This is a genomic window from Sulfitobacter indolifex (genome assembly GCF_022788655.1).
In the GTDB taxonomy this organism is placed as follows: domain Bacteria; phylum Pseudomonadota; class Alphaproteobacteria; order Rhodobacterales; family Rhodobacteraceae; genus Sulfitobacter; species Sulfitobacter indolifex.
The window spans coordinates 97,226-119,442 of record NZ_CP084952.1 but is presented as its reverse complement, the minus strand read 5'-3'; the positions used below and the strand labels follow the sequence as shown (position 1 = coordinate 119,442).

Genomic DNA, 22,217 nt, shown 5'->3' with positions numbered 1-22,217 from the left:
CTCTCTGTAAGCAAATCTTGTGCCCGCACCACGAGCGTATCTGGCGCAAAAGGCCACGGCCTCTCACTCCGTGCGACCGCTGTGGCGCGCGCATACAAGCCCGTTGGGTCGCCAAACCCTGAAGGTCCGATAAGCGGGGCCACTGCGACTTGATCAGGCAGGGGGAATGCGCCCCACCCTCCCTGACTTGCGGACAAGAGCCGAAGAACAACAGGTGACCCAAAAGACAGAAAACCGTCAGCCTTTGTAAGAGGAAGACTGTGGACATGGCGCGCCTTTTTCAGAGCGCTTGCTGCAGCTGCAGCACCGGGTTCATCGGAGAGCTCCTGAAGAGAAGGCTCAGGCCAACCAAAGGTAACGGGGGCGCCTTCTGCTTCGAAGATCTGGCGGGCAAAAGCATAGACCGGGATGCCAAGAGACGCCCCTCCCGAAGGCGGGGCGCGAAGTTGCCATCCTTCTGCAAGCAGCATTGAAAGAGCGATGCGACGTCCCTGAAACATTGCAAGATCCGGCACCGGAGTGGGATCTGTGCCAGTATAAGACAAAAAAACACGCGCCAGATCGACTGCGGCGGCGGTCCCTTCTGCGCGATCCGCCAAAAGCTGGTCCGAAAGCCACGTTTGAATGCCGCGCTGAAACCCAAGTACCCGGGGCGCGCCATCGTTCGCGCTCATCCGCACAATCGGCACGCCCCCTGAGGGAACCACGGGCGCCACAACCAACCCCGGTGGCACCTCGAGCAATCCTTCGGGCGACTTCCAGCCTCGGGCAGTTTCAATCTTATCGCGCGCGCCATCATGCAAGATGGCCGCCCGGGCCCGGTCTACACCAAATTGATGCCAAAGGGGGGCGCCCCCCAGTTCACCGATCGCCACATGGGGCAGCGCTCTACCACACTCTCTTTCTTTTGCAGCAAGCCAATCCGCGACCCCTTGGGGGGCGGGCACATCAGAAGAAAACCAGCTTAGGACACCGGCGATAGGGGCTCTATCAAACGTAGCAGGAAGGGGTGATGCGACATCCACATAAAGAGGAAACAACCCTTTTTGAGCCAAAGGTCCTGCCAGATGGCGCGCGATGCGACTTGTTTCGAAAGAGGTCTCTTCGCGCTGGTCGACCAGCGCAATCACGCGGTTCGGCAAAAACCGCTCCCCCGCGCAGGCGGCTTCCGATGCACGTGGATACCACCAGAGTGCGAAAAAGAGTGACACCCCAAGCCAAAAGTACGCCATCGATGCACCTTTCGAATTATAACTTCTGCATGAAATGGGCGAGACCCACCTTATGGAGGATTGTGGAAAGAATAAGGCAGCAGTAAAATGTAAAAAAACTTTTTGTTTAAGACGTTAGGGCTTCCCTTCGTGTAGAAAGGACCAGCATGCTAACCGCGACGCTTTCCAAAGCTGGCCTGGGCCTTGTTGCATTGGTTGCAGTGGGTGGCATCGAAAACTTGCCAGCGCTCGCCACCCGGATTCCCGACACAACTCCTTTAGTTCACTTGGCGGCAACAGACCATACAACACCGGTCCTTGCCAGCCGCACCAAGCCCGATTTTACAGTTGCAGCGGCGCGCTCTTCTGAAAAACTGCCAAGCGTGAGTGAAACTCTTTTCACTAAAAAATCCTGCGAGCACAGTACCTCAGAAGCCGACCTCGTCGTCTCCGGGGACCGCCTCACATTGCGGGTCTTCGCTCAGGCAGCAAACAGTACGGAACGCTTTGAACGACGTGATCTTTCTGGCACCTTCACCGTCGATGCGGCAGGAGAAATTGCGGTACCAGGCATCGGCCGCCTGCCCGTTGCCGGGCAAGGGCCTGCCTGTTTGGAAGGCCCTGTGAGCACAGCTTTGGCAGCCGAAATGGGCATCGCGGCAACGGTCACCGCCTCATTCGAGACGCGTCCGCCCGTCCTCATACAAGGCACTGTAATCTCGCCGGGAAGCTATGAGTTCACCCCAAACCTCTCCGTGCGCGCGCTTCTGGCCAAAGCCGGCGCAGATGGGGGCACGGCAGATACAGCTCTATATCGCACTTTAGATGCCCGCAGCCGTGAATTGCGAACCTTGCGGGCGGGGCTCATGTTACGCCATGCCCGTCTGACGGCACAGCGTGCCGGCGCGCAAGATTTGAGCCTCCCGTCTGATCGGGTCAAGTCACTGCACACTCAGCTGGGTCGCGACAGAGTCCATGGAGAGACCGCCGTTCTCCAAGCCGCTCTGGCTGAAACAGCTTTGCGTAAGGCGCGGGATGTCGCCATACGCGCCGATCTAGAGAACACATTGGAAATCGCCAAAACACGGCGCAATTCAGTACGCGCACGCTACGCGCTGCTAAGCCGTCAGCGCGATCAATTAGAGGCCGAGATCGGTGAAGATTGCCGCGGACGGTGCGGCACCAGTCGCAGATATGACGAATTGCGTTTTGATACCCTCAACGGACGACTTGGTGACCTTGATCTTACCGTGGAAGATGCAGAAAGCCGCGTCAGTGAAGCCCGTCATGCTCTTGATCGCCATGACCGTGATGTGGCCTTTTCTTACGCGCAAGCGGATAGCAAACTTGCCCTTTCTGTGGCTGAAACCCTGGCCGATCGCAACGCGCTGGACGCTGAAATCGTCTCCGTCGAAGCCCAAATCATGGACCTTGGTGGTACAGCCGATAGCACTATTCGCGTAGAACGGCGCCGCGGATCGCAAATCCAGACGCTTGAAGTCCACAAAGATTTCCTCTTACTGCCCGGAGACCTTGTCATCGTCGAGCCGCCCGACGATACAATTCTTGTCTCTGCTGAGGACCATCAAGAATGAGCGCTACGCGACTGCAAAGCGACACCGTTCACCGAACTCCCCGTCCCCGCGAAACCTTCCAACGAGGATTGCTGGGGTCGGTTGTTTTGCTGCTGATCATCGCGGGCGCGGAACTGCTTTTTCTTGAGCCTGGTTATTTTAGCAGCCTAGCCTTGCACCCCTTCTGGATTGTGATCGTCATTGCCGCGATGCAAAATGGCGTCGCCGTGGGGGCCATCACCAGTGTCATTGCCACCCTTTTGGTCGGCCTTCCCGAACGCCTCATCGACGAAAGCGCTACCGTTTACGCAGCCCGCGCAGCGGTGCTTCCTTTACAGTGGTTTGTTGTCGCCCTGATTGTTGGCTTTTACCGACAAAAAGAGATCGAAGAGACGGATGGGTTACGGGCCGAGGTGGTGCGCCTTGAAAAGATATCCGGCAGCCTTGCTGAAGAGGTGGAACGCATGGACAGCATGGTGGCGGCTCTGGAAAGCAAAGCCGCCTCGGGTGTGGCCCCAGAACCCGACACAGCTCCCAAACCCGACACAGCTCCCAAAGAGGCTCTTTTCCACCGTGCTTTGCCCGAACTTGCAGCGTTGGCAGGATCGTATGGTGCAGATCTACCGCATAGTTTTGAAGACGCTGCCGACGCTCTTTTCGATGGCCCGGTGGCCTTGGTCGTCTCGGCCCAAGGGCGCGGCGAGTTTGTGATCGGAACGACACCCGAAAATGAGAGTGACGCCACCACTTTGGCCCAGTTAATCACTAAAAATCTCGAGGGCAAAAAGGGCCGCTCACATACGATATTGCTCAAAGACCTGGGGGTTTCTCAGGAAGGCGCGTTGCGGGTCGCCCGCCAGAAGCCCAAAACAGACAACGATATGACGGCCCTCGTGATCTATTACGCTCCTGACCGCGAGAGCGCAGACGCCGCGACAGCCCGCTTAGAGATCATATCGGAACTGTCCCGCATCGCCATTGAGCGCCTGAGCCGCGAACTGGAAGCGCCAGAAAGCCAGCAGGCTGATACTTGGGATCGTGAGTAACCTCATTCCTTTGCAACGGGCCTGCGCAATCTGCATGACGCTCATTGGCCTGATCACAGCCCTCATTGCGCTCAAGTTTGGCCTTTGGATCGCAGTGGCTCTATATGCCAGCCTCGCCACAGCTCTTGTAAGCATATTGATGATCCGCGACCGGTCAGCCGCCCTGTTTTTTGCTACCTCCGCGGTGACCTTCGGCCCGCTTTGTGGTCCAGTCTTACTCTTGGCGACGAGCCCATTGCGTTGGACCGCGCAGCCCACGCCAGACCCGATCCTTTGCAAACCAACCCGCGCGGAACGTATTGCTCAAGATATTGCCCAAGGGCGCCGACCGCTGATGCGCGACCGGGCCGTCTTACCTCTTGTGACGGTATTTTCATCGGGAAGCTTACGCGAGCAGCAAGCCGCTTTGGCGGCCATTGCACGCTACTTTACGCCAGAGTTGCGCCCCGCCTTAGACCGCGCTCAAGTCTCTGATATCCCCGCCATACGCGCTCAGTCTGCTGCCGTCTTAACACAGCTGCGTGACATTTACGCCGATCGCGCGCGCAGGGTGATGGCGAAAGAAACCGGTTTGAATGCTTCTGCCCTGGCGGCCGAAATTCAAACGATTTCGAAGTCGGGATTTGTGGACCCACAGACATTGTTGGACCTTGAGCAGATCGCACATAGCGCTCACACATGCCCGAATAGAGGTCAAAAATGACCGCTCAAGGTGAAGTGGATGTCTGCATCGTCGTCGAAGGATGCTACCCTTTTATCACAGGCGGCGTTTCTTCATGGCTTGACTGGCTCATTCGCGCGCAGCCTGACCTTACATTTGCGATTGTTGCGATCACCGCAGATCATCATCCCCGCGAAATCAAATATGAACTCCCCCCAAATGTTTCTGATTTTCGGGTCTTACCATTGGCCCCTGAGGCACGCCGCCCACGTATGGGCCGTCCTTTACTTGACGGTCAAATCTATGGTGACGCTCTCCAGCGCTTTTGGGATGCCGCCGATGTGGATGCTTTTGAAACACTTTGCCAAATCGCGACCACCCCCATAGGGCGCACCCTTCCCGCTTTGCCTTGGCAAGAGGTGCAGCCCGACCACGCTGATTTCATCTCCTCGCAACCCGCATGGGAGGCGCTCAATATCTGCGCGCGCGCGCTCGCTCCTGAAGCCTCCTATAGCGATACATTCTGGGCTTGGCGCACCCTCGTAGGAGGCTTGATGTCCATTTTATCGGCCCCCCTCCCCCGGGCAAAAATCTATCATGCGATCTCTACAGGTTATGCTGGACTTTATGCCGTTCGCGCAGCCCGCGAGATGAACGCACGTTCGGCCATAACCGAACACGGCATCTATACGAATGAAAGACGAATTGATCTGTTGATGGCCGATTGGTTGGAGGATCGTATTCACAAAGGATTTGCCGTTCATGACAGGCGCCGTGACGTGCGCGATCTATGGACCCAAATGTTTGATAGCTTTGCCCAAGTCGCCTACGCGCAGGCAGATCGCATCACCACGCTCTACGGGGCGAACCAGACCTTCCAGCGCGCTTTAGGCGCGCGAGATGAGCAAATGTCGATCATTCCCAATGGCATTATGTTGGAAAAATTTGAAGGGCTCTGCCCTGTGCAAAATAAAGCCCGCCCTACCGTCGGTCTTATCGGGCGGTTGGTGCCCATCAAGGACATCGAAAACTGCATCCGCGCCGCCGCGGTCATCCGCCAATCTGTACCAGATGTGGAAGTCCTTATCATCGGTCCGACCGACGAAGATCCAAACTATTTCGAGGCCTGCAAGCGCCGCGTGGCCGAACTGCAGTTGGAAAATACCGTGCGCTTCACGGGCCGAATGAACATTTTTGACATCCTACCCTCTCTTGATGTCATGCTTTTAACCTCAATCAGTGAAGCCCAGCCCCTTGTCCTGCTCGAAGCCGGTGCCGCGCGCATCCCTTGTGTGGCAACCGATGTTGGATCGTGCAGAGAAATCCTGGAGGGCACGGCAGATGAAGCCCCTGCACTCGGTAGGGGCGGCTTTGTGGTGCCCCCCATGGACCCGGACGCTCTTGGTGCAGCCGTCATTCGTTTGCTGTCCAATGACACTCTGCGCAGATCCTGTGGGGAAGTGTTGCGCAAACGCGTAGAAACCAGCTTTACCTCTGAAATTTCTTCTGGGGCATATGGGGCCCTTTATCGCGAGCTTTCTCCATGAGACGTCGCTGGATCAACAGGTTTCATGGGGTCATGTCCAAAACGGACTGGTGGCTCGATGGGCCGCTTCTGAGCCCAATACGCAAAGTATTAGAAGCCCTGATCGTCGCCGCTGGACCGTGGGTTCTCGCTGTTGTGACGCTGGCCTTAATAGGACGGACCGCTGAACGGTGGCTTGCCCCAGAGGCATTGGAAGATATCCGTCTTACGGTGGTATATGCCTTTATGATCGCACCTATGGTGGCGGCCCCTCTTGGAGTGACCGCTGCACGTTTGATCACCAATACCGCAGAGCCGCCGCATCACGATTCCGCCCTAGCAGCACTTATGCTCGTCACCTGCGGGCTTGCAGGTATCACCGCCCAAGCCTTGGCGGCAGTGGTTGTATTTGCGTTGCGGCTGAGCGATCCGGAACTCGCGCTGGCCTTTGTCGTCCTAACTTCCTCCTCTGCTATGATGTGGACAGCATTTATCATCATGAATGCCTGTCGGCTTCGCCCACATCTGGTTTTGTCATTTGCGGCCGGCATGGGGCTGGCCCTGACATTGTGTCAATTCAGCATTCAGTTCTCCATCAGCGGCGCCCTTCTCGTGTGGTGCTTCACCGCCGGGATCGCTCTTTCTTTTGCGCTTTGCTTGGCTCCGTTCTACGCTATTGATCTGCCTCCCGCTTTACTGCGCAAGACAGTCGTGGACCTGAGGAAAACCGCCGGGACTACCTGGCCCCTCGCCGCCGGCGCTTTTTTTGCAATCGCAGGGATTTGGGCCGATAAATGGATTGCTTGGGCCGGGCCGAATGGCTTGGTTTCAACAGCCGGGTTTGCACATTCTCCGACATATGACAGCGCTTTGTTTCTGGCGCATCTCTCAGCCGTTCCCGGGCTCGCTGCTCTGACTATCCATTTTGAAAGCCCTGCCCGTCATGCGATGGCACAATTTCAAAGCACATTGACCCATGGCGCGTCGCTAAAGGCTGCAGAACAGGCTGGTGAAGCGCTGTCTGCAAAGCTCTGGCGGGGTATTCATCGCACCTTACTGACGCAACTCGCCCTCTCTGGTCTGCTGCTTTTATTAGCCCCTGCAGCCGCTTCTCTCGCGGGCCTACTGCTCGACCAATTTTTGATCTTGCGCACTGCCCTTATCGGCTCGCTGCTACACATTCTATTTTTATCGACTTCAGCGGTGCTCATTTTGTGCAATCGCAAACAGGCCTTCCTAACCTTACAGCTGTTGTTTGTGATGACGAACGTGGCAAGCACAGCGATTCTATCTGCCGTTTATGGCACGACCGCACTTGGCTTCACGATCGCTTCCGCCCTCGCCAGTATCGTGGCCACCATATACGCACACGCAACACTGCGCGATGTTTTACGGCATTGTTATCTTACCGGAAACGAAGCGCTCTTCTACAAGTAAAAAATAAAATACATAAATAACAATGCACTAGTTGCAGATTTTTAGAGCGCACAGATCGCAATGCGGTCAGCCTTGCCCACCCAACCCCGCGTTCATGTTGATTTTTAAGCCTTATTATGGGCATAATGCGTTACAGTCTTAGCCAATTTTCATCGTTATCCGATACTTTTAACAAGCCCCGTAGATCCGATTACAATGGACAATGGCACTCGGCTACATTCCAGAACGCCCGCCGCGTCCAAAGGTATTAATACATGTCTGCTCAGGAGCCTCTCATTGTACTGCTCGATACACTGCCATTCAGACGGGCGGCATATGCCAATCAGCTGAACACTTGGGCTGAACCAAATGGTTTTATTGTTCGAGAAGCCAGTGAGCTGGAACTAAATGCCTGCACACCCGCCCTCACGCTCATCGTTTTAGGATCACAGCGCATTGGCAGCGTCGAGGGGCGCGCACGTATTGAGGCGGCAATGCGCCTGTCAAACAAGCCGGTTGCCGTCATCGTCGACACTCAATCCGCTGAATGTATTAATGTCGCGCTGGACCTGGACCTGCATGGTGTCCTGAATGCCTCAGAGACACCTGAAGTTCTTTCCGCAGCGCTTGGGTTTATTATCGCAGGGGGGCGCTATGTCCCACATGTGCGGGCTTCTGAAGCTGCTCCCTCTGAAATGTCCTATTTGCCGCAACCCGCGGAAGCGCCTTTGGGGCCAATCCAACTACTTGCAGCAGAAAACCCCGACAATCCTGACCTCACCCGCCGTCAGTACGAGGTGCTCTACGCCCTTGCAAATGGCCACTCCAACAAAGAGATCGCCCGAGATCTGGAGCTATCCGAAGCCACGGTAAAAAGCCACGTGCGGCAAGTCATGCGCAAACTGCACGTCGACAACCGGACGCAAGCCGCCTTGCTCGCTCGGGATCTCTTAAGCACGCCAAACGCACAAAACCTCCATGCGCCAACGCCGCTGACGTGACCCAAGTAGAGCCGCAGATCGCTTAGGCGCGCACCCCCAAAGAGTAACCAAGTAACCGCCAATTGATCCACATCCCTGAGGGCTAAATCCTACCTTAATGAAGACACATTCTATCGCTAAATCCTTAACGCGAATGTGAACGAAATCAGATACCAAGGTAGCCCTATGTTGATCTCCGTTGTTGTGCCGTGCATGAACGAAGAAGCGTCAATTCCTGGCTTGATAGACCGCCTTGCTCAGGTGATCGCCTCTTATGGAACACGCGCAGAAATTGTGCTGGTCGATGACGGTTCTACAGATGGAACATGGGCCGCTATCGAGCGCGCCCGTACGACCTGCCCTTGTTTGCGTGGCATCAAACTATCCGCCAATCGCGGCCACCAGATCGCACTGACGGCGGGTCTTGAAGCCGCCCAAGGCGAGCGCATTTTTATGCTCGATGCCGATCTGCAAGACCCCCCTGAATTGCTGGGCGACATGATGAGCTTGATGGACCACGGCTATGACGTGGTCTACGGACGCCGCCGCGAACGACAAGGCGAGACACTTTTCAAACGTGCAACAGCTTGGGCGTTCTACCGCACACTGAACGCAATGTCCGATGTCGATATCCCTCAAGACACCGGAGACTTCCGTTTGGTCAACCGCAAAACGCTTGATGCTGTCTTGCTAATGCCCGAGCGCGCGCGTTTTGTTCGCGGTATGTTTGCTTGGGCCGGCTTTCGTCAGATTGGCATCGAGTACACCCGCGCGCCGCGCGCGCTCGGCGAGACGAAATACCCTCTCCGCAAGATGATGCGGTTTGCAGCCGATGCAATGACGGCATTTTCGACCAAACCTCTGAAGTTCGCGACCCGCATGTCCTTCGCCAGCCTTGGGTTTGCCGCACTGATGATGGTCTATGTGGCCTATTCGTTGATTATTTATCAGACCGCCCCCGGCTGGGCCTCTGTTGTGTTGGCCATCAGCCTGTTTTCGGGGGTGCAATTGCTGACCTTGGGTATCTTAGGAGAGTACATTGGGCGCCTCTATATCGAGGCCAAAAACCGACCTCTCTACTTTGTATCCGAAGATACACGCAGCGCCGCATTACTTCCCCTGCGTGAAGTGGGTTGAGGGTGTGCTTCACTCCAATCGGGTTTTTTCATTCGCGTTCATAGGGGCCCTGGTCGCCGCTCTTTACGTAGGGCTCTACCTCACCTTCCTGCGCTTCGGTTTGGGTTCAGGGACCGCCAATGGCCTCGCATTCAGCCTCGCCGTACTCCATTACCCAACATCGGGTGCCCGAAGGCGTATCAATCAAAGAGGGAGGGGATATCCGATGGAAACTCCGTCGCCTTGTCATGCCACGTCTGCCGCAAAACACCGTGACGCGGATCGCTCAAGCCCGTGCTCGGGTCCTCGCCGCGCGCGTTGGCGATAAAAGAGGTGCCATGTGACACTCGCGACAGATTGCACGGCATACGCCGCTCCCCCACCAGACGCACTGCCTAAAAGTGCCGTCAGGCACCCTCTCCTAAGAGCGTTCTGGGTGACCCTATTGGCCGTTTGCGTCGTGTCGCTCCCCAACCTCACAGACCCCTTTATTCGGCACGATGATTATCCTGCACTTTTCGGCGAAGCAGATTTGTTCTGGAACAAAACACTGCATGAGGGACGCTGGCTTAATTACATCTGGCATCTACGCGGCATAGAGACCCCCGCATGGCTGAACTTTGCAGTCTACCAGATCCTTTGGGCCCTTCTGGCCGCCGCTCTCGCTGTCGCTGCTATGGGACGCGAAGGACATCCGTGGTTCATAGCGGCCTTGTCGCTGTTCATCTTGGGATCAGCTCCTGCCACTCTTATTTCTCTTTGGTTCAACACGCTGATTCCCGGCCTCGCAGTCGTCACACTATATGCAGTGTTAGGATGCGGGCTATCGCAACGCAGCCTGCGCGCATTGCTACCCATCTTCGTCATCATCAGCTTTTGGGCCTACCCAACCTATTCGTTGATCCTGCTGGCTGTATGCCTCATGCGCACGCGTGAGCGCTCCCTGGGCGATTTGATGGGGCTTGTGACACTCTTTATATGCAGCTTTGCTGTCGCCGTTTTACTGACATACGCGGTAAACTGGCACGTTCACGGTGTATTCGGTGTGCCGCTCGCAGACTGGCGGAATGCAGCACCTGCCGGTGATCTGAAAGGTATGATCACCAACCTGGCTGTAGTGAAGGATACATTTGAGCTCCTATTGGCGGTCGGCTCCTATAATTTTCTACCAGCCGCCTATTTCCATATAGGCTTATTGCTCATTGCAACGTGCGTCTTGATCAAACGAGCCCCAGGCGAAGCGCTCTATTTGCATGCTGGACTATGGGTCGGCATGGCCTTGATGGTGTTGCAGGCTCTCAAGCTAGGTGTCGTCGTACCTGCACGTGCATTTAGCTTCGCGTGGCTCTATTACGCTGTGATCGTCGTGCGCGCGACAGCCCTGCTCAGTGAAAGCCCTACTCTAGCCGGACGTCTGATGCGCAATCTGACGCTGCTGGTGGCTCTTTCCTATCTGTTGCAGACGTTTCTTCACTACACCCAACACCGTCCTTGGCAGGCCGAAACGAGTATGGTGGGCGCTACATTACGTGAGATAGACCCGGTTATCGAACGACCGGTCCTCGTCTACGGCGATGTGCTGACATTAGATAGCGCGAAGGCTGCCCATCTTCAAAGCGACCTCGCGCTTAGTTTTCGGATGCAACAGTTGACCGGTCACCGGGTTGTGCTCTGCCATAGTGCGCCAAAAGCCTGCTTGGAGATTTCGGACTCTCGCCAAGCCGAAGGCTTGCCCGCCGCTCTAAAAATGGAAGTCCAGGCCAACAGAGGAAAAATCCTCCTAAAGGGCCCCTCGATGTGAGCAAAAGAGCATAGCCATCTTTGCGATGTCCTCGGCATAAGGCACCCACCACACGAGGCGTGCAGGAACCCTTCTATGGTTGCCGATCGGGGTAGAATAGGGTTCGAAGCGACAGGCCGATCATCTTTGTCTCGGCCTCCTTCATCGAGAGTAACCAGCACATCTCGATGCGCCTTATAAGGCGCCCAAAAAATAACACAAAGTTAACAATATATCGGCTTTGAGCGACAAACTTTCGTCTCATCCCACGATTATACCTATTCATAGAACACATGCAAAAGGAACAGACCATGAAATTTTCTCTGAATATGAAGCGTTTCTCCCGTGACGAAGATGGCGCCGTTACAGTCGACTGGGTTGTGCTCACAGCAGCTATTGTCGGCTTGGCGGTTGTCGCCTTCGGCGCCATCGAAGGTGCAACATCTGACATGGCGTCTGACATCGCATCTGAGATTACCGCATCTAATGCTGACGCAAGTACTTAATATTTCCGCATCTGAAGATCTGTAACAACAGGCTTTAGCTGCTTGATATTCAGGGTTGGTATCTCTCAATACTAGGGCGTCTTCCCCTCCAAGGAGCGCCCAGCACCCTGAACGGCCGCGTCAATTTGATTGGCGCGGCCTTTTCCATGCAAGCTTGGCGCATGCAAAGGGGCATCAAAATGCTCTTCGTTTGTAACCAGCATGTTCGCTCAATCTATTTTTTTGCAGCAGTAGCTGCTCTCACTCTCACCTCAGCTGAGAGCAAAATATTCCCCGACGAATATCGCAAAATCACTCCTATATTTTCGACTTTGGACAAAATTTAGCCTTTAATCATCAATACTTTAGCGTATCAAAATCATGTAAAAGGGCCCCAGCATGAAACACTTAGTAAATGTGAAGAAGTTCCTCAGGAACGAAGACGGTGCAGTAACAGTGGACTGGGTTGTCTTGACCGCTGCTATCGTAGGTCTGGCGATTTTGGCATTTAACACAATCGGCGACGCAACATCGGATATGGCGTCGGACCTCGCGGTTGATATTGCGTCTCAGTAATTGCAGTCCGCTGATTAAACGCCCCTCCTTAAGCGGCTATTAACTTGAAAGGCCATGCTATCTTGATAGCGCGGCCTTTTGTTTTGCTTCCAAAGATCCCGGGGCGAACGGCACAGCCAACAAAAGGTGTGCTCTGCCGGAAAACTGGGGGCCGATGAGCGCCCCCCCCCTATAAGACGTACAAGGGATGCGTAAATGCACCTCGAGCTCGTTTTCTTGAGCTCTGCAAATTTGGCACTAAGTTCCTGTTCAGGGGCTAGTGCGCTTTTCTTCTCCCCCAAGTTGGGGCGCACATAAGCATGGTACGCCCTAAAAGATGTAGCCGGGACGGGCAGCTCTGCCCGGCTACATCCCAATCCCACAAGCTTCACAACCGCACCCCTTAAACAGAGGGGTACTGTCGTGAGCCGCCGCCTCACCAGGTCTCTGCAATCACATCTGTTCAAGGCTTCTACAGCAGCCTGGAAATCTCCGGATTCTTCCGAATTTGGTCCATTCGGCTGGCCCCTGCAGGCGCCAGCGTCACTTTAAAGAAGACGTTCCTAGGCCCGGAGCAGGTCGCAAGCTGACCGCTTGAGTCATCTCAGGCATGCTCCGCAATCTGCGCAAATAATCAGATACTTACTGTCGATCTCTTCATGCAAATGCTGACACTCGGTCCATTTCCCATAAAGCATGTAATTTTTCAGCTTCTTGAACACCTGACACCTCTGTCGCTGTGAGCATTGCACCTTGGCATTTCAGCTCCCTGCCCCTTGGCACGCATCCTCTTTAATTTGCGGTGGCTGACCAACTTTAGAAATCACTGGGCCCATTTAGCCTTCGGCCGCTTCGGGCCTCAGCGCAGGCATGGGCCTGGGTTCTGGGTGCCATCGGAAAGAGTACTAAATTTCCGTTTCCGCGCAAGCGTCGCTCCCACAGATCACCTCCGCACCACTGCAACTGTGAAGTGCATTCGATAAGCGCCGCTGCGGCAAATCAGGCAGATCGCAAACTACTATGCAGAATTTCCGCCGTGCACTACCCTCATGAGAAGCAGTGAGGTGGCAGATGTTCTAGGCGCTCGAACAATCGAAAGGTTTCCCATGGTTTCTCCAAGCATCAACTCCGAAACGACATCAATGACCGGCACAAGCGGCACAAGCTACATTGATGCCCTTTTGGCCCCTAGAGAACCTCTTCAGGTCCCTGTTTCTGAACGCGATGAGGTGAATGGGATAACAATCGCAAAGTGGGGTGGCCCGATCGGCTCGGGGGCTGAGCTTACTTTCAGTTTTTTCGACATGGCCTCGACATTCGCGCCCTCTTATCCGTCTCAATATACCGACAATATAGGCGAAATGAGCGCCTCCCTTGAGGCAGCCTTCAGAGCAGCGTTTGAAAGCTGGTCTACGTTCGCTGATGTCAGTTTTACCGAGATGACAGAGACATCGACAAACGTGGGAGACATTCGGATCGGTCTATCCCTATCCAATCCGAATTACGCCCCCAACAGCCTCAGCGCAGAGGCGATACCCCCGGCAGTCCAAGGCCTTCATGCTGGCGATGTTTTCCTCGCTGGAGGATTTGAGAGCCTTCAAGAAAGCGACCTCGAACCCGGCCAGTTGCCTTATCTTACGGTGCTGCACGAACTCGGCCATGCGGTTTTCAACCTAGGAGACGTATCGGCTTCCCCAGGTTGGAATAATGAAACACTTCCTACAGAATTGAACTACCGCTCCCAGACAATCATGAGCTACGCGGTTCTCCCCAGCCTGACCGAGGAAGACATTTCCGCAAACCAAGGAGAGCTTTCCTATTTTCCAACGACACCCATGATCTTGGACATACTCGCGGCCCAATGGCTCTATGGACCAAACATGAACACGAACCTTGGAGATGACATCTATGCCTTCTCCCCCTCTCAGACATACCACGAGACCATCTGGGATGCTGGGGGGATAGATACGTTTGATGCCTCTGAGATCACCACTGGTGTGTCCATCGATCTTAGGCCCGGCACATTGAGTGATGTGGGCTCAACGATTACCGCGGCAACAATTTCTGGCACAACAGCCCTCACTGAAACCGTTGGCATCGCCTTCGGCGCTTTTATAGAAAATGCCATCGGAGGTGACGGATCAGACAGCTTGCGAGGCAATGAGCTCAACAACATCCTGTGGGGAGGCGACGGCGCTGACATTATGGGCGGCGGCGGCGGCAGTGATGTATTGATCGCTGCATCGCAATCGACGCAACCGGGGACAGGAGACACCGCTTACTTTGAGGGTCGGTCGGATACTTTCGATATCGTGGGCGGGATTGATTATACTGTTGTCACCGCAACAGACGGCAGCAGAGACAAGCTTTTTGGGTTTCAGTTCCTCCGTTTCGACGACCAGCTAATTGAACTTAACGCGGGTTCGGCGCTCGCAGGGGCGGGGCGCCCCGAAGACTTTGTCATCGCTGAGCGTGTGGCTTTGCTCTATGAAGCGGCCCTGAACCGAGAGGGCGCGATCGATCTGCCAGGGCTTAATTTCTATATTGATGTCACACAGAGGGATGGCTTGTCAGATGAGTTCTTGGCGGCAGACCTTATGACAAGCCCGGAGTTCACCGCAAACTTTGGTGACGTCACCACCCTGTCGAACGCAGACTTCCTTGAGCAAATTTATCTCAACGTTTTGGATCGGTCATCAGATTCCGCTGGCAGGCAATTCTATCTGGACCTGTTGAATGAGGGGGCGATCAGCAAAGCACTGGCATTGGCAGACATCGCCATCAGCCCAGAGAACACCGTGGAATCGACATCTGTCCTTATGGGGCTCTACGAGACCAGCACCGGAGACTGGGGGTTCTTAACCCCATAGCACATATAGCCCTTTCGCAACGGGTCGAACCCAGCCTCTGCTGTATGTTGGCATATGTCGATACGGCCGATTGCAAGCACGGATCGTCGATCTATCCTGCGCAGACGCTGCTAAGCTTTGGGCCCCCCGCAACACGCGTGCCGCGCGAAACCCGCTCGGCTGCGGAAGGTTTTGCCCAGACAAGCGTTTAGGAGAGTTTTATGTCATCTGCGAAATCAAGAGACGAGATTTGGTCTGAATGGCGCGATCTCGTGAACATGGCGCCTCAGGAACTCGAAGACTGGCTGAAGAGCGATGCCTCCAAATCAGTCGGTGACACGGATGGTGGCGAGAGCACCGGCCATAAATCAGGTCGCAAGATTGTCGATATAAAGCACACCAACAAAGATGATTTGAGCGATGACCAATGGGACCATATGGGCAAGGTCGTAGGCTATATCAAACGCCATATGTCTCAGGGCGGCCCATCAAACAACAAAGAGAGCTCCGCATGGCGTTACTCTCTTATGAACTGGGGCCATGACCCGCTCAAAGAAGATTGACGCGTCTTTGGCATCTGATCCGAGATGAAAATTTAGGGGGTGTCCGCAAACCGTGTTGGTGCGCTTCGTTATCTCGCAGAAAAACATCTTTGCCGATATCAACGCCAACCGACATCAGCTCATCAAAATCATTCTTCGCCATGCTACTTCTCCTATTTGCAGTATAGGCCAAGCCTAACCTGCTGGGTGAAGCAGCCGGTACATCCCATTAACGACCGCACGAGGGGCGAAGGTTTTCGCAGTTTCAGCATAGGCTGATCCGGCAAGATCGGCCCCTTGCTGCCATCGGCCGAGGATACTCACGCTGCGCTGCAGTCCATCAATTTGGACATTCCCGAACTTCTCGTACGCGCGAAATTTCGGCGCTGGTCAGAGAGGTTTTCGACCCAAAACCTTGAGAGTTATGGCACGACCAAACCGCATCAACGGATAGACCGCATTCGCAATCCGATCCGAGCTTAAAACCCCTTGCCGCCGCGATAGGCGCGAGAGCAGGGCGACAGCTTTCGCGCCTTGGAAAATCTCACCATCAAGATCGACAACCATGCCTTCGTTCAAATCCAGATTATAGCTATTGGCCGTGATACGATCGGCACGCGCATCGGTCAGTTCAACGGCGTGGTCGTCACGAAGACGAAGGAGCGCGACATAGTTCGCACAAAAAGGGCATTCACCGTCGTAGACAATCCGCAACGGCGTCATGGCTCTTGCATCCTCTTGGTGAACTTTTGGACGGTTTGCGGGTCTATCAACGCAAGGTATAGCAGCATCATGGTCGCTGAATACGTGCTTACAGGGAGCAACAGGTAGAACGTAGCATGCATGCTGAGACCGATAAAAAAGGCCGTTGCGCGATGGCGCCGTGTGAGGATCGCGTAGGCGAGAAAATATTCCACAACCAAAACGGCACAGGACATCAGCGAAAGCAGCATGGGGGAGACGAGAAGTATCTCAAGCGTGCGGCCTGAATAGCTCCAAACAAAAATCTGCTCAAGCCTTTGGCCGGAAAGGAAAGCTTGGTCCGTTTTGTCCACCGCGGTCCAGAAATAAAGTGCTGACATCTGCAAGGCGATCAGGCGTTGCCCCCATAAGATGCCGTGCTCGGGTAGAACTTGATTTCCGCTCTCAATGGCCGCCCATCGGTCATAGGAGTAAGACCGGCCACAATCAGTAAACATCAGGAAAATACACGATATACCAAGAATATAGACATGGTGATGATCCCAACCAGCGGTGCCGAGGCCAGCCTGCCTCATCCCGTATAGGAGAAATATCGTTATCCCCAGCAGGCCGATCGACGCTCTTGCGCGGACGCCCAGAAGGGCTGCGATCGCAAAGGTAAAGAAGACCAGTCCCAGAAGCAGTTCGTTGAATGTCTCCGCTGAGAATGGTGCGACTTCGGCACCGAAGCGGATAATTGCCATGGTTGCCAGTCCAATTCGCAAAAGCGCCACTGACCGTGTTGGCCCAGCAGCGTCCGGGCCCCAAGCAACGAAGTCGCGCAACATCACCCCAGCATTCATCAGTCTTCTCCTTCGCCGGAAGCGCAAATATTTTCGATCTGCACCGGTCGCCACCCCTGACGGGTTCCAACCGCTCCATCGAAACTAACGGAGCTCGTATCCGGCACCGTTGCGCATAGTGGTGCGGCGAAATGGGCGAAGTGGTCTTCCGAGAAAATGCGATTTTCGAAAAGGTAGTGCAAAATCAATGGGTATCGTTCTATGTTCGCCGCCTCCAATGGAGTGAGTATTGCTTCCACACCATCCTCAGATCGCACGACAAAACGGCCATTGGGAATGCCTACACCCACCCCGGAGAACATGACCCACTCGCGTAGCCACGGAGAATGGGAGTCAAAGAGCTGTCCGGGCGCCGGCCCCAAATAGATCAACACAGTAAACAAACCGAAAGCAATGTGGCGCAATAAGGTCGAGAGATTTCCGATCAGCGGGCGTGACACGGTTTCAAGTGCGGGGGCATGGGTCATTACTTCGGTCACTTTCACTGGGTACGCCAGTAACTAGGTTTGACCAAAGCATGTTAAGAAATCGGGGCAGAAATTGGGCAGAATGTGAACCATAGTTGGAAAATATGGAAACAGCATCGGTTATGGACAGTTGCTCCGGAAGTTATGTCAAGGGGCCAAAATCCCGGCACCTGACATTGCCCAACGGCAGAGATTATTGCCAGTTCCCACCTTAAACGACTGGCTGCAAGTGGAGCTTGCGAGCGTTACCTTGAACCGCAGCTAGGCCCTAGACATCCATCCTTTGTGGCACCCGCAGCAAATGATCGCTTTCCGCCCTTCCTTCTAGAGGTCTTCCCAGGCGCGAAAACTATGCGACCGCAGCGAAAGGCAGCAAGATCCGCAGAGCGGACCAACACGGTTTGCGGACATCCCCAAAATTCATCTCACAATCACATCATTTACGATCTTAAAGATCGCGATCATCCATAGCGATAGGGTTATGCCACCCGCGACCCAAAGGCGCAGACGAGGCCGAGACTTTGTCCGAACACGGGGTTGTTCATCTGTCGTCTCAGATCGGTGAGGTGTCGTCTTACGCATACAGTCTCTAGGGACCCCACGGTCAGTACTCAATGTCCCATAAAAACAAAGATTTCAAATGCGGCTTGCACAATACCGAAAACAGGGGCCCAACTCTTACAGTTAGGTTTCTCGCTGCAGTTGAGCTTAAAAGACTGGAGCAGTCTGTCAATCGCGACAGGGTCGGCTCTCTACAACAGGCTCCCCATATCGCAGAACCGTTGCAGGATAGTGACCTGCACCTGGGGCCCCTCAACCAACCAGCAAATCATTCACGATCTTAAAAGATTGCAACGATCCAGAGAGATAACGCGACGCTGGCCGACATCCTCCGAATGCGGAGCGCCTTCGTTTCTGTGACGGCATGTGTGTTCTTACCTCGCGCGCCAGACCGCTTAGGTCCCATTCTATCCATATGGCTTCCCCATGAACTCTCCCCTCATCCTTCTTCCCCCATGACGTTTCAGCCCCGACTGTGCGCTATATCGCGCATCGAAGGCCGATCTCATCGGTCCAAAGTTCTCGTTCGGGTTGCAGCTAGAAGGCCAGTCCGGCCCTTCAAGGGAGACGCTGGAAAACCTTGCGCTTTCGCAAAGAGGCCGCGCGGGCCTCTGGCACGTCTCAGGAGCTTATCGGTTCAGGGCTGCTTTAATTTCCGGGCCCAAGGTCATTGGATCAAACGGCTTGGCAATCACCTCTGCGGCGCCAAGGTCAAAGAGTTCCGTCCAAGTTCCTACCCCCACCTGCGCGGTCATGAAGATGGCAGGCACAGATTCAAGTCCTGGCACTTGGCGCAGTTTCTCAAGCGTCTCAAGTCCGGACATGCCCGGCATCATCACATCAAGCAAAAATACGTCCGGCTTGAACTCTTCAACTGTACTGAGCGCTTCTTCCCCAGAGACACAGTCGACAACTTCTATGTCATCCATGAGCTCCAAAGACATTTTCGCCAACTCAAGAATGTCAGCATCGTCGTCCACATGTAGTAATTTTAGCATCGTCTTCTTCCCATTCAGCACGCTCCCGCCACGACCGCCAACATAACACTGTGATCGCTTGCTGAAATCATTCAAGAACCCGGCCTGTCAGCGCGACGGGCCCGTCGCCCATAACCGCAGGCTATGTCGAAAGTATGTTACCTTCGTGCCAATAGCCTTTGTAATGCGCCAAGTTTGCAAGCAGGTTTGCTGGCTCGGCGCGTTCATCCGCAACCCAAAAGCTGCCACGCTAGAATATTTTCAGGCGGGACTATTAAGACACGTGAGACTGTTGATCGTCCCCAGAAATTGATGAGATGCCCTGGCCCCGATAAAGCAATCTGCACTCTAAAAGATGACGGCTTGAGAAACCTGACCCAAACTGATCGTATCGCCCAACGCAAGAAAACCGCTCTTATCACAGATAGAGCCGCTGCCCTGCCGTTCGAAAGCACGCAACTTTAGAGAGGTATTGCTATCTTCAAAGCGCGGTTCAGAGCGGCAGATTTTCGGGCATCGTTCTTGATGGATTTCAGCCAGGCCTCGCATCCCTCACCCACATCGCGGCAAAAGCGGTCCGTGTGAAGTTGAAGCGTCCGGTTCTTGTGCTCGCAGTGCTCTGTTGCGACCGAGGTAAAGTGAAACCGATAGAAAGCATCGATAGCATCCTTTCGCCGACCATTGTCCGCGTCAAATCCCTGATAAAGCATGGCACATTTCAAAGCATAGCATTCAGCCCCTGAGAGAAACGCATGCTGTCCCGACAAAACATTTGTTCGATACTTGGGCCCAACCCACCTATCAAACCACTGAGCATATCTTTTCTGCGGTTTGGCCTCTGGATTCTCTATAGCACCAGCCATGTCAGGAAGGCTCAGAGCAAGGCACAGCGCCGCAGGCCAGTTTTCTGACTTTAGGCACTGCTCAAGAGAAGCAACAAAGACCTGCACGTAAATCTCCTACCTTGGATGCTCTAACCCGCATCTCGGGCATTCCAGCGTGGCTTCTGCCCAGCTCTCACCATCCGCCTGATAATATCCATGCCCCATAAGCCAGCAAATCGGCCGGAGCAGCCAAGACTTCGCCCCCCGCCTCCGGTCCGGCTCCTTCCAGGTAATCCTCGCCATTCCCGTTTCCCCTGATCTAAACGAGCGCTGCAATGCCTGCGATATAGGCAGCTTCTTCGTAGCAATTGTTAAAACCCACGGCAGAAAGCAGAGCCAATACCCCCAATGGTTGCCCGCCAAACGATTATTCCCTACGCGCCTCTATCCAATTTTGATCCCTGCTCTCTCTGCAAGAGCCCGGATGACCAAGGCCGCATCTGACATGATGCTCTCTGCAAGGCGAGGACTGCAAGAGATAACGCCTACCTTCATATCCTCCAAACACCCTAGCACCTCAGACAGCGCTTCAGGATCCAACGGCGCGCCTCCTTGGCTCATAGCACCACGCTTTGGCACGATATTGTTCCTTCCGCTGCGGCCAGGTCAGCCGCTATGCCCGCCGCGGGTGGGGTCCGCGCAAAACCATTGCGCCCGAGGCGGTAGGCGTGGGCTCTTTGCCAGCGCTTCGGCAAACCTTCCACTGACAGGGCTGTGGGTAGGCAAGCAGAGCTTCATGTTGCAGAGGTATCTGTTCGAAGTGGCCTTCCCCTCGCAATCATAGGGGTGAAAATTTTATTGAATGTTCGAAGGATAAATTCATATAGAGAAGCGGTCTGCTAGCCGATCGTACAACAGACCAAAAGCCTCAGGAGCTATGCCCTATGAAACTTTTCATCGTGATATCAGCCCTGCTCCTCTCCGCTTGCGCTTCTTACGAAAAAGGCGAACTCCCGTTGATCCGCGATCCCCAGACCGGTGAAATGCGGCCTTGCGGCCACATTGGGGTGCTAGGAGACTGCAAGCACTACATGTGAAGACGGCTTGGCGGGTTGCCCGATGGGACGCCCTTCAAACTTACCCTCTCCAGTGCAAACAACGATGTTTCCATCGTCCGAAGCACGCACGAACGCGCCCTGAACTTGAATGTAATCACTAACTAAGATGGTTCGGATCATAAGGCTCCCCCGCGGCAAGATTATGCCCCTTTCTATGGCGCCCCTGAATTACAGTAAACTGCAGAAATTCCTTGAAACAAAAGCGTAATGGAGCGCGCGCTCCGCTTCACCTCAGACACCGCACACCCCAAAGCATTTAAGAGGACAGACCTAAGCGCAGTCCGCTTGACCTGCCATCCTTCTTTACGTTTCTCAGACTTGGGCCGAATGGTTCATCAGTGTTGAGAGTGCCGTGATAATCTGAGCATGCACGAAGGGCTTTGGAATCAGAACACTTTCGGGGACACCCTTGGCGCTCCATTCATGAGCGCTGTCCCCACTCATATAGACGATCGGCATCTCAGATTGGTGCGCCCGGATGTGGCGTACGAGTTCCCACCCGTTCGGCCCCTTGCCGAGATTTATGTCTGTCACAACAGCGTCAACCCGCGCGGGGTCAGCCTCAAAAACCTCAATGGCTTTGGCACCGTTGATCGCCGTGACCACGTCAAACCCCTCGTCAACAAGGGCCGCTTCGATGTCCATGAGAATGAGCGCCTCATCTTCAACTAATAAAACGACTTTTGAATTCATTCTCACACCTGTTCAGCTGGTAAGCCTCAACCGTGCAAAAGCCGTTCAGTTCCAGCATTCAGCAACTAAATCCGTGATGTTGCAGACGCACCGCTGCCCCTTGCCAGCGGCCGTCTGCGCATCGCATGCCCCGAGGGGCAGACAAAGCCGCAAAAACTTTGCTGCACCTGGGCGGTTTACACCTTCCCATGCCCCATACAAAAAATGTGCCCGCCCAGGAGAAAAGAGAGCCGCTCATCTTTCAATTCACCGCGCAGAGCCCCACCTGCTGGCAATCAGCGAGGAGCAAATAA

At 54.6% G+C, this 22,217-nt stretch carries 19 protein-coding genes; 12 read left to right on the top strand and 7 right to left on the bottom strand.

Going from position 1 to position 22,217, the window contains the following annotated elements:
* Positions 1–1,378 precede the first annotated feature (1,378 nt).
* From DSM14862_RS16590 to DSM14862_RS16535, 12 genes are all read left to right on the top strand, one after another.
* A complete protein-coding gene (locus tag DSM14862_RS16590; RefSeq protein ID WP_007120904.1) occupies positions 1,379–2,806 on the top strand; it encodes a polysaccharide biosynthesis/export family protein in 1,428 nt (475 codons plus the stop codon).
* Positions 2,803–3,831, top strand: a complete 1,029-nt coding sequence (locus DSM14862_RS16585) for a hypothetical protein (RefSeq protein WP_131541703.1) — start codon at positions 2,803–2,805, stop codon at positions 3,829–3,831. The genes DSM14862_RS16590 and DSM14862_RS16585 overlap by 4 nt, the downstream gene beginning before the upstream one ends.
* Positions 3,832–3,865: 34 nt before the next feature.
* The gene (locus tag DSM14862_RS16580) at positions 3,866–4,534 is read left to right on the top strand and encodes a hypothetical protein (protein WP_007120902.1); all 669 of its coding nucleotides are present in this window, start codon (positions 3,866–3,868) and stop codon (positions 4,532–4,534) included.
* Positions 4,531–6,039 (top strand): GT4 family glycosyltransferase PelF, encoded by a 1,509-nt coding sequence (gene pelF / locus DSM14862_RS16575; RefSeq protein ID WP_007120901.1) that lies wholly within the window; start codon positions 4,531–4,533, stop codon positions 6,037–6,039. The genes DSM14862_RS16580 and pelF overlap by 4 nt, the downstream gene beginning before the upstream one ends.
* Before the next feature lie 32 nt (positions 6,040–6,071).
* Positions 6,072–7,454, top strand: a complete 1,383-nt coding sequence (pelG, locus tag DSM14862_RS16570) for an exopolysaccharide Pel transporter PelG (protein ID WP_007120900.1) — start codon at positions 6,072–6,074, stop codon at positions 7,452–7,454.
* Positions 7,455–7,708: 254 nt separating this feature from the next.
* A complete protein-coding gene (locus DSM14862_RS21810; protein WP_007120899.1) occupies positions 7,709–8,434 on the top strand; it encodes a helix-turn-helix transcriptional regulator in 726 nt (241 codons plus the stop codon).
* A gap of 165 nt (positions 8,435–8,599) precedes the next feature.
* A complete protein-coding gene (locus DSM14862_RS16560; RefSeq protein ID WP_007120898.1) occupies positions 8,600–9,550 on the top strand; it encodes a glycosyltransferase family 2 protein in 951 nt (316 codons plus the stop codon).
* Positions 9,551–9,965: 415 nt separating this feature from the next.
* Positions 9,966–11,330 carry a hypothetical protein gene (locus DSM14862_RS16555; RefSeq protein WP_131541701.1) on the top strand — a complete coding sequence of 455 codons (1,365 nt, stop codon included), beginning with the start codon at positions 9,966–9,968 and terminating at the stop codon, positions 11,328–11,330.
* A 290-nt stretch (positions 11,331–11,620) separates the two neighbouring features.
* Positions 11,621–11,815 carry a Flp family type IVb pilin gene (locus DSM14862_RS16550; RefSeq protein ID WP_007120896.1) on the top strand — a complete coding sequence of 65 codons (195 nt, stop codon included), beginning with the start codon at positions 11,621–11,623 and terminating at the stop codon, positions 11,813–11,815.
* Positions 11,816–12,193: 378 nt separating this feature from the next.
* Positions 12,194–12,370 carry a Flp family type IVb pilin gene (locus tag DSM14862_RS16545; RefSeq protein WP_007120894.1) on the top strand — a complete coding sequence of 59 codons (177 nt, stop codon included), beginning with the start codon at positions 12,194–12,196 and terminating at the stop codon, positions 12,368–12,370.
* 1,085 nt (positions 12,371–13,455) lie between these two features.
* Positions 13,456–15,219 carry a DUF4214 domain-containing protein gene (locus DSM14862_RS16540; protein WP_243254545.1) on the top strand — a complete coding sequence of 588 codons (1,764 nt, stop codon included), beginning with the start codon at positions 13,456–13,458 and terminating at the stop codon, positions 15,217–15,219.
* Positions 15,220–15,419: 200 nt separating this feature from the next.
* Positions 15,420–15,761, top strand: coding sequence for a DUF3140 domain-containing protein (locus tag DSM14862_RS16535; RefSeq protein ID WP_007121462.1), 342 nt, complete (start codon positions 15,420–15,422; stop codon positions 15,759–15,761).
* Here DSM14862_RS16535 and DSM14862_RS16530 read toward each other — a convergent pair.
* The 7 genes from DSM14862_RS16530 to DSM14862_RS16500 all read right to left on the bottom strand — a co-directional run bounded on the left by DSM14862_RS16530 (position 15,748) and on the right by DSM14862_RS16500 (position 21,924).
* Positions 15,748–15,903 (bottom strand): hypothetical protein, encoded by a 156-nt coding sequence (locus tag DSM14862_RS16530; protein ID WP_165481308.1) that lies wholly within the window; start codon positions 15,901–15,903, stop codon positions 15,748–15,750. The genes DSM14862_RS16535 and DSM14862_RS16530 overlap by 14 nt on opposite strands.
* A 227-nt stretch (positions 15,904–16,130) precedes the next feature.
* On the bottom strand, positions 16,131–16,463 hold the full coding sequence (locus DSM14862_RS16525; RefSeq protein ID WP_007121461.1) for a DCC1-like thiol-disulfide oxidoreductase family protein: 333 nt from the start codon (positions 16,461–16,463) through the stop codon (positions 16,131–16,133).
* Positions 16,460–17,284 (bottom strand): HTTM domain-containing protein, encoded by an 825-nt coding sequence (locus DSM14862_RS16520; protein ID WP_007121460.1) that lies wholly within the window; start codon positions 17,282–17,284, stop codon positions 16,460–16,462. Before DSM14862_RS16520 ends, DSM14862_RS16525 begins: the two co-directional genes overlap by 4 nt.
* The gene (locus DSM14862_RS16515; RefSeq protein ID WP_007121459.1) at positions 17,284–17,751 is read right to left on the bottom strand and encodes a hypothetical protein; all 468 of its coding nucleotides are present in this window, start codon (positions 17,749–17,751) and stop codon (positions 17,284–17,286) included. The genes DSM14862_RS16520 and DSM14862_RS16515 overlap by 1 nt, the downstream gene beginning before the upstream one ends.
* 1,190 nt (positions 17,752–18,941) lie before the next feature.
* On the bottom strand, positions 18,942–19,385 hold the full coding sequence (locus DSM14862_RS16510; protein ID WP_322790850.1) for a response regulator: 444 nt from the start codon (positions 19,383–19,385) through the stop codon (positions 18,942–18,944).
* Between the two features lie 365 nt (positions 19,386–19,750).
* Positions 19,751–20,239: a hypothetical protein gene (locus DSM14862_RS16505; RefSeq protein ID WP_007121570.1), complete on the bottom strand. Its 489-nt coding sequence runs from the start codon at positions 20,237–20,239 to the stop codon at positions 19,751–19,753.
* A gap of 1,304 nt (positions 20,240–21,543) precedes the next feature.
* The gene (locus DSM14862_RS16500; protein WP_007121324.1) at positions 21,544–21,924 is read right to left on the bottom strand and encodes a response regulator; all 381 of its coding nucleotides are present in this window, start codon (positions 21,922–21,924) and stop codon (positions 21,544–21,546) included.
* Positions 21,925–22,217 lie beyond the last annotated feature (293 nt).

Coding starts and splice junctions, on each gene's coding strand:
- DSM14862_RS16535 (WP_007121462.1), top strand. CDS start 15,420: ATGTCATCTGCGAAATCAAGAGACGAGATTTGGTCTGAATGGCGCGAT.
- DSM14862_RS16530 (WP_165481308.1), bottom strand. CDS start 15,903: ATGGCGAAGAATGATTTTGATGAGCTGATGTCGGTTGGCGTTGATATC.
- DSM14862_RS16550 (WP_007120896.1), top strand. CDS start 11,621: ATGAAATTTTCTCTGAATATGAAGCGTTTCTCCCGTGACGAAGATGGC.
- DSM14862_RS16545 (WP_007120894.1), top strand. CDS start 12,194: ATGAAACACTTAGTAAATGTGAAGAAGTTCCTCAGGAACGAAGACGGT.
- DSM14862_RS16500 (WP_007121324.1), bottom strand. CDS start 21,924: ATGAATTCAAAAGTCGTTTTATTAGTTGAAGATGAGGCGCTCATTCTC.
- DSM14862_RS16520 (WP_007121460.1), bottom strand. CDS start 17,284: ATGAATGCTGGGGTGATGTTGCGCGACTTCGTTGCTTGGGGCCCGGAC.
- DSM14862_RS16540 (WP_243254545.1), top strand. CDS start 13,456: ATGGTTTCTCCAAGCATCAACTCCGAAACGACATCAATGACCGGCACA.
- DSM14862_RS21810 (WP_007120899.1), top strand. CDS start 7,709: ATGTCTGCTCAGGAGCCTCTCATTGTACTGCTCGATACACTGCCATTC.
- DSM14862_RS16590 (WP_007120904.1), top strand. CDS start 1,379: ATGCTAACCGCGACGCTTTCCAAAGCTGGCCTGGGCCTTGTTGCATTG.
- DSM14862_RS16515 (WP_007121459.1), bottom strand. CDS start 17,751: ATGACCCATGCCCCCGCACTTGAAACCGTGTCACGCCCGCTGATCGGA.
- DSM14862_RS16585 (WP_131541703.1), top strand. CDS start 2,803: ATGAGCGCTACGCGACTGCAAAGCGACACCGTTCACCGAACTCCCCGT.
- DSM14862_RS16560 (WP_007120898.1), top strand. CDS start 8,600: ATGTTGATCTCCGTTGTTGTGCCGTGCATGAACGAAGAAGCGTCAATT.
- DSM14862_RS16525 (WP_007121461.1), bottom strand. CDS start 16,463: ATGACGCCGTTGCGGATTGTCTACGACGGTGAATGCCCTTTTTGTGCG.
- pelF (WP_007120901.1), top strand. CDS start 4,531: ATGACCGCTCAAGGTGAAGTGGATGTCTGCATCGTCGTCGAAGGATGC.
- DSM14862_RS16580 (WP_007120902.1), top strand. CDS start 3,866: ATGACGCTCATTGGCCTGATCACAGCCCTCATTGCGCTCAAGTTTGGC.
- pelG (WP_007120900.1), top strand. CDS start 6,072: ATGTCCAAAACGGACTGGTGGCTCGATGGGCCGCTTCTGAGCCCAATA.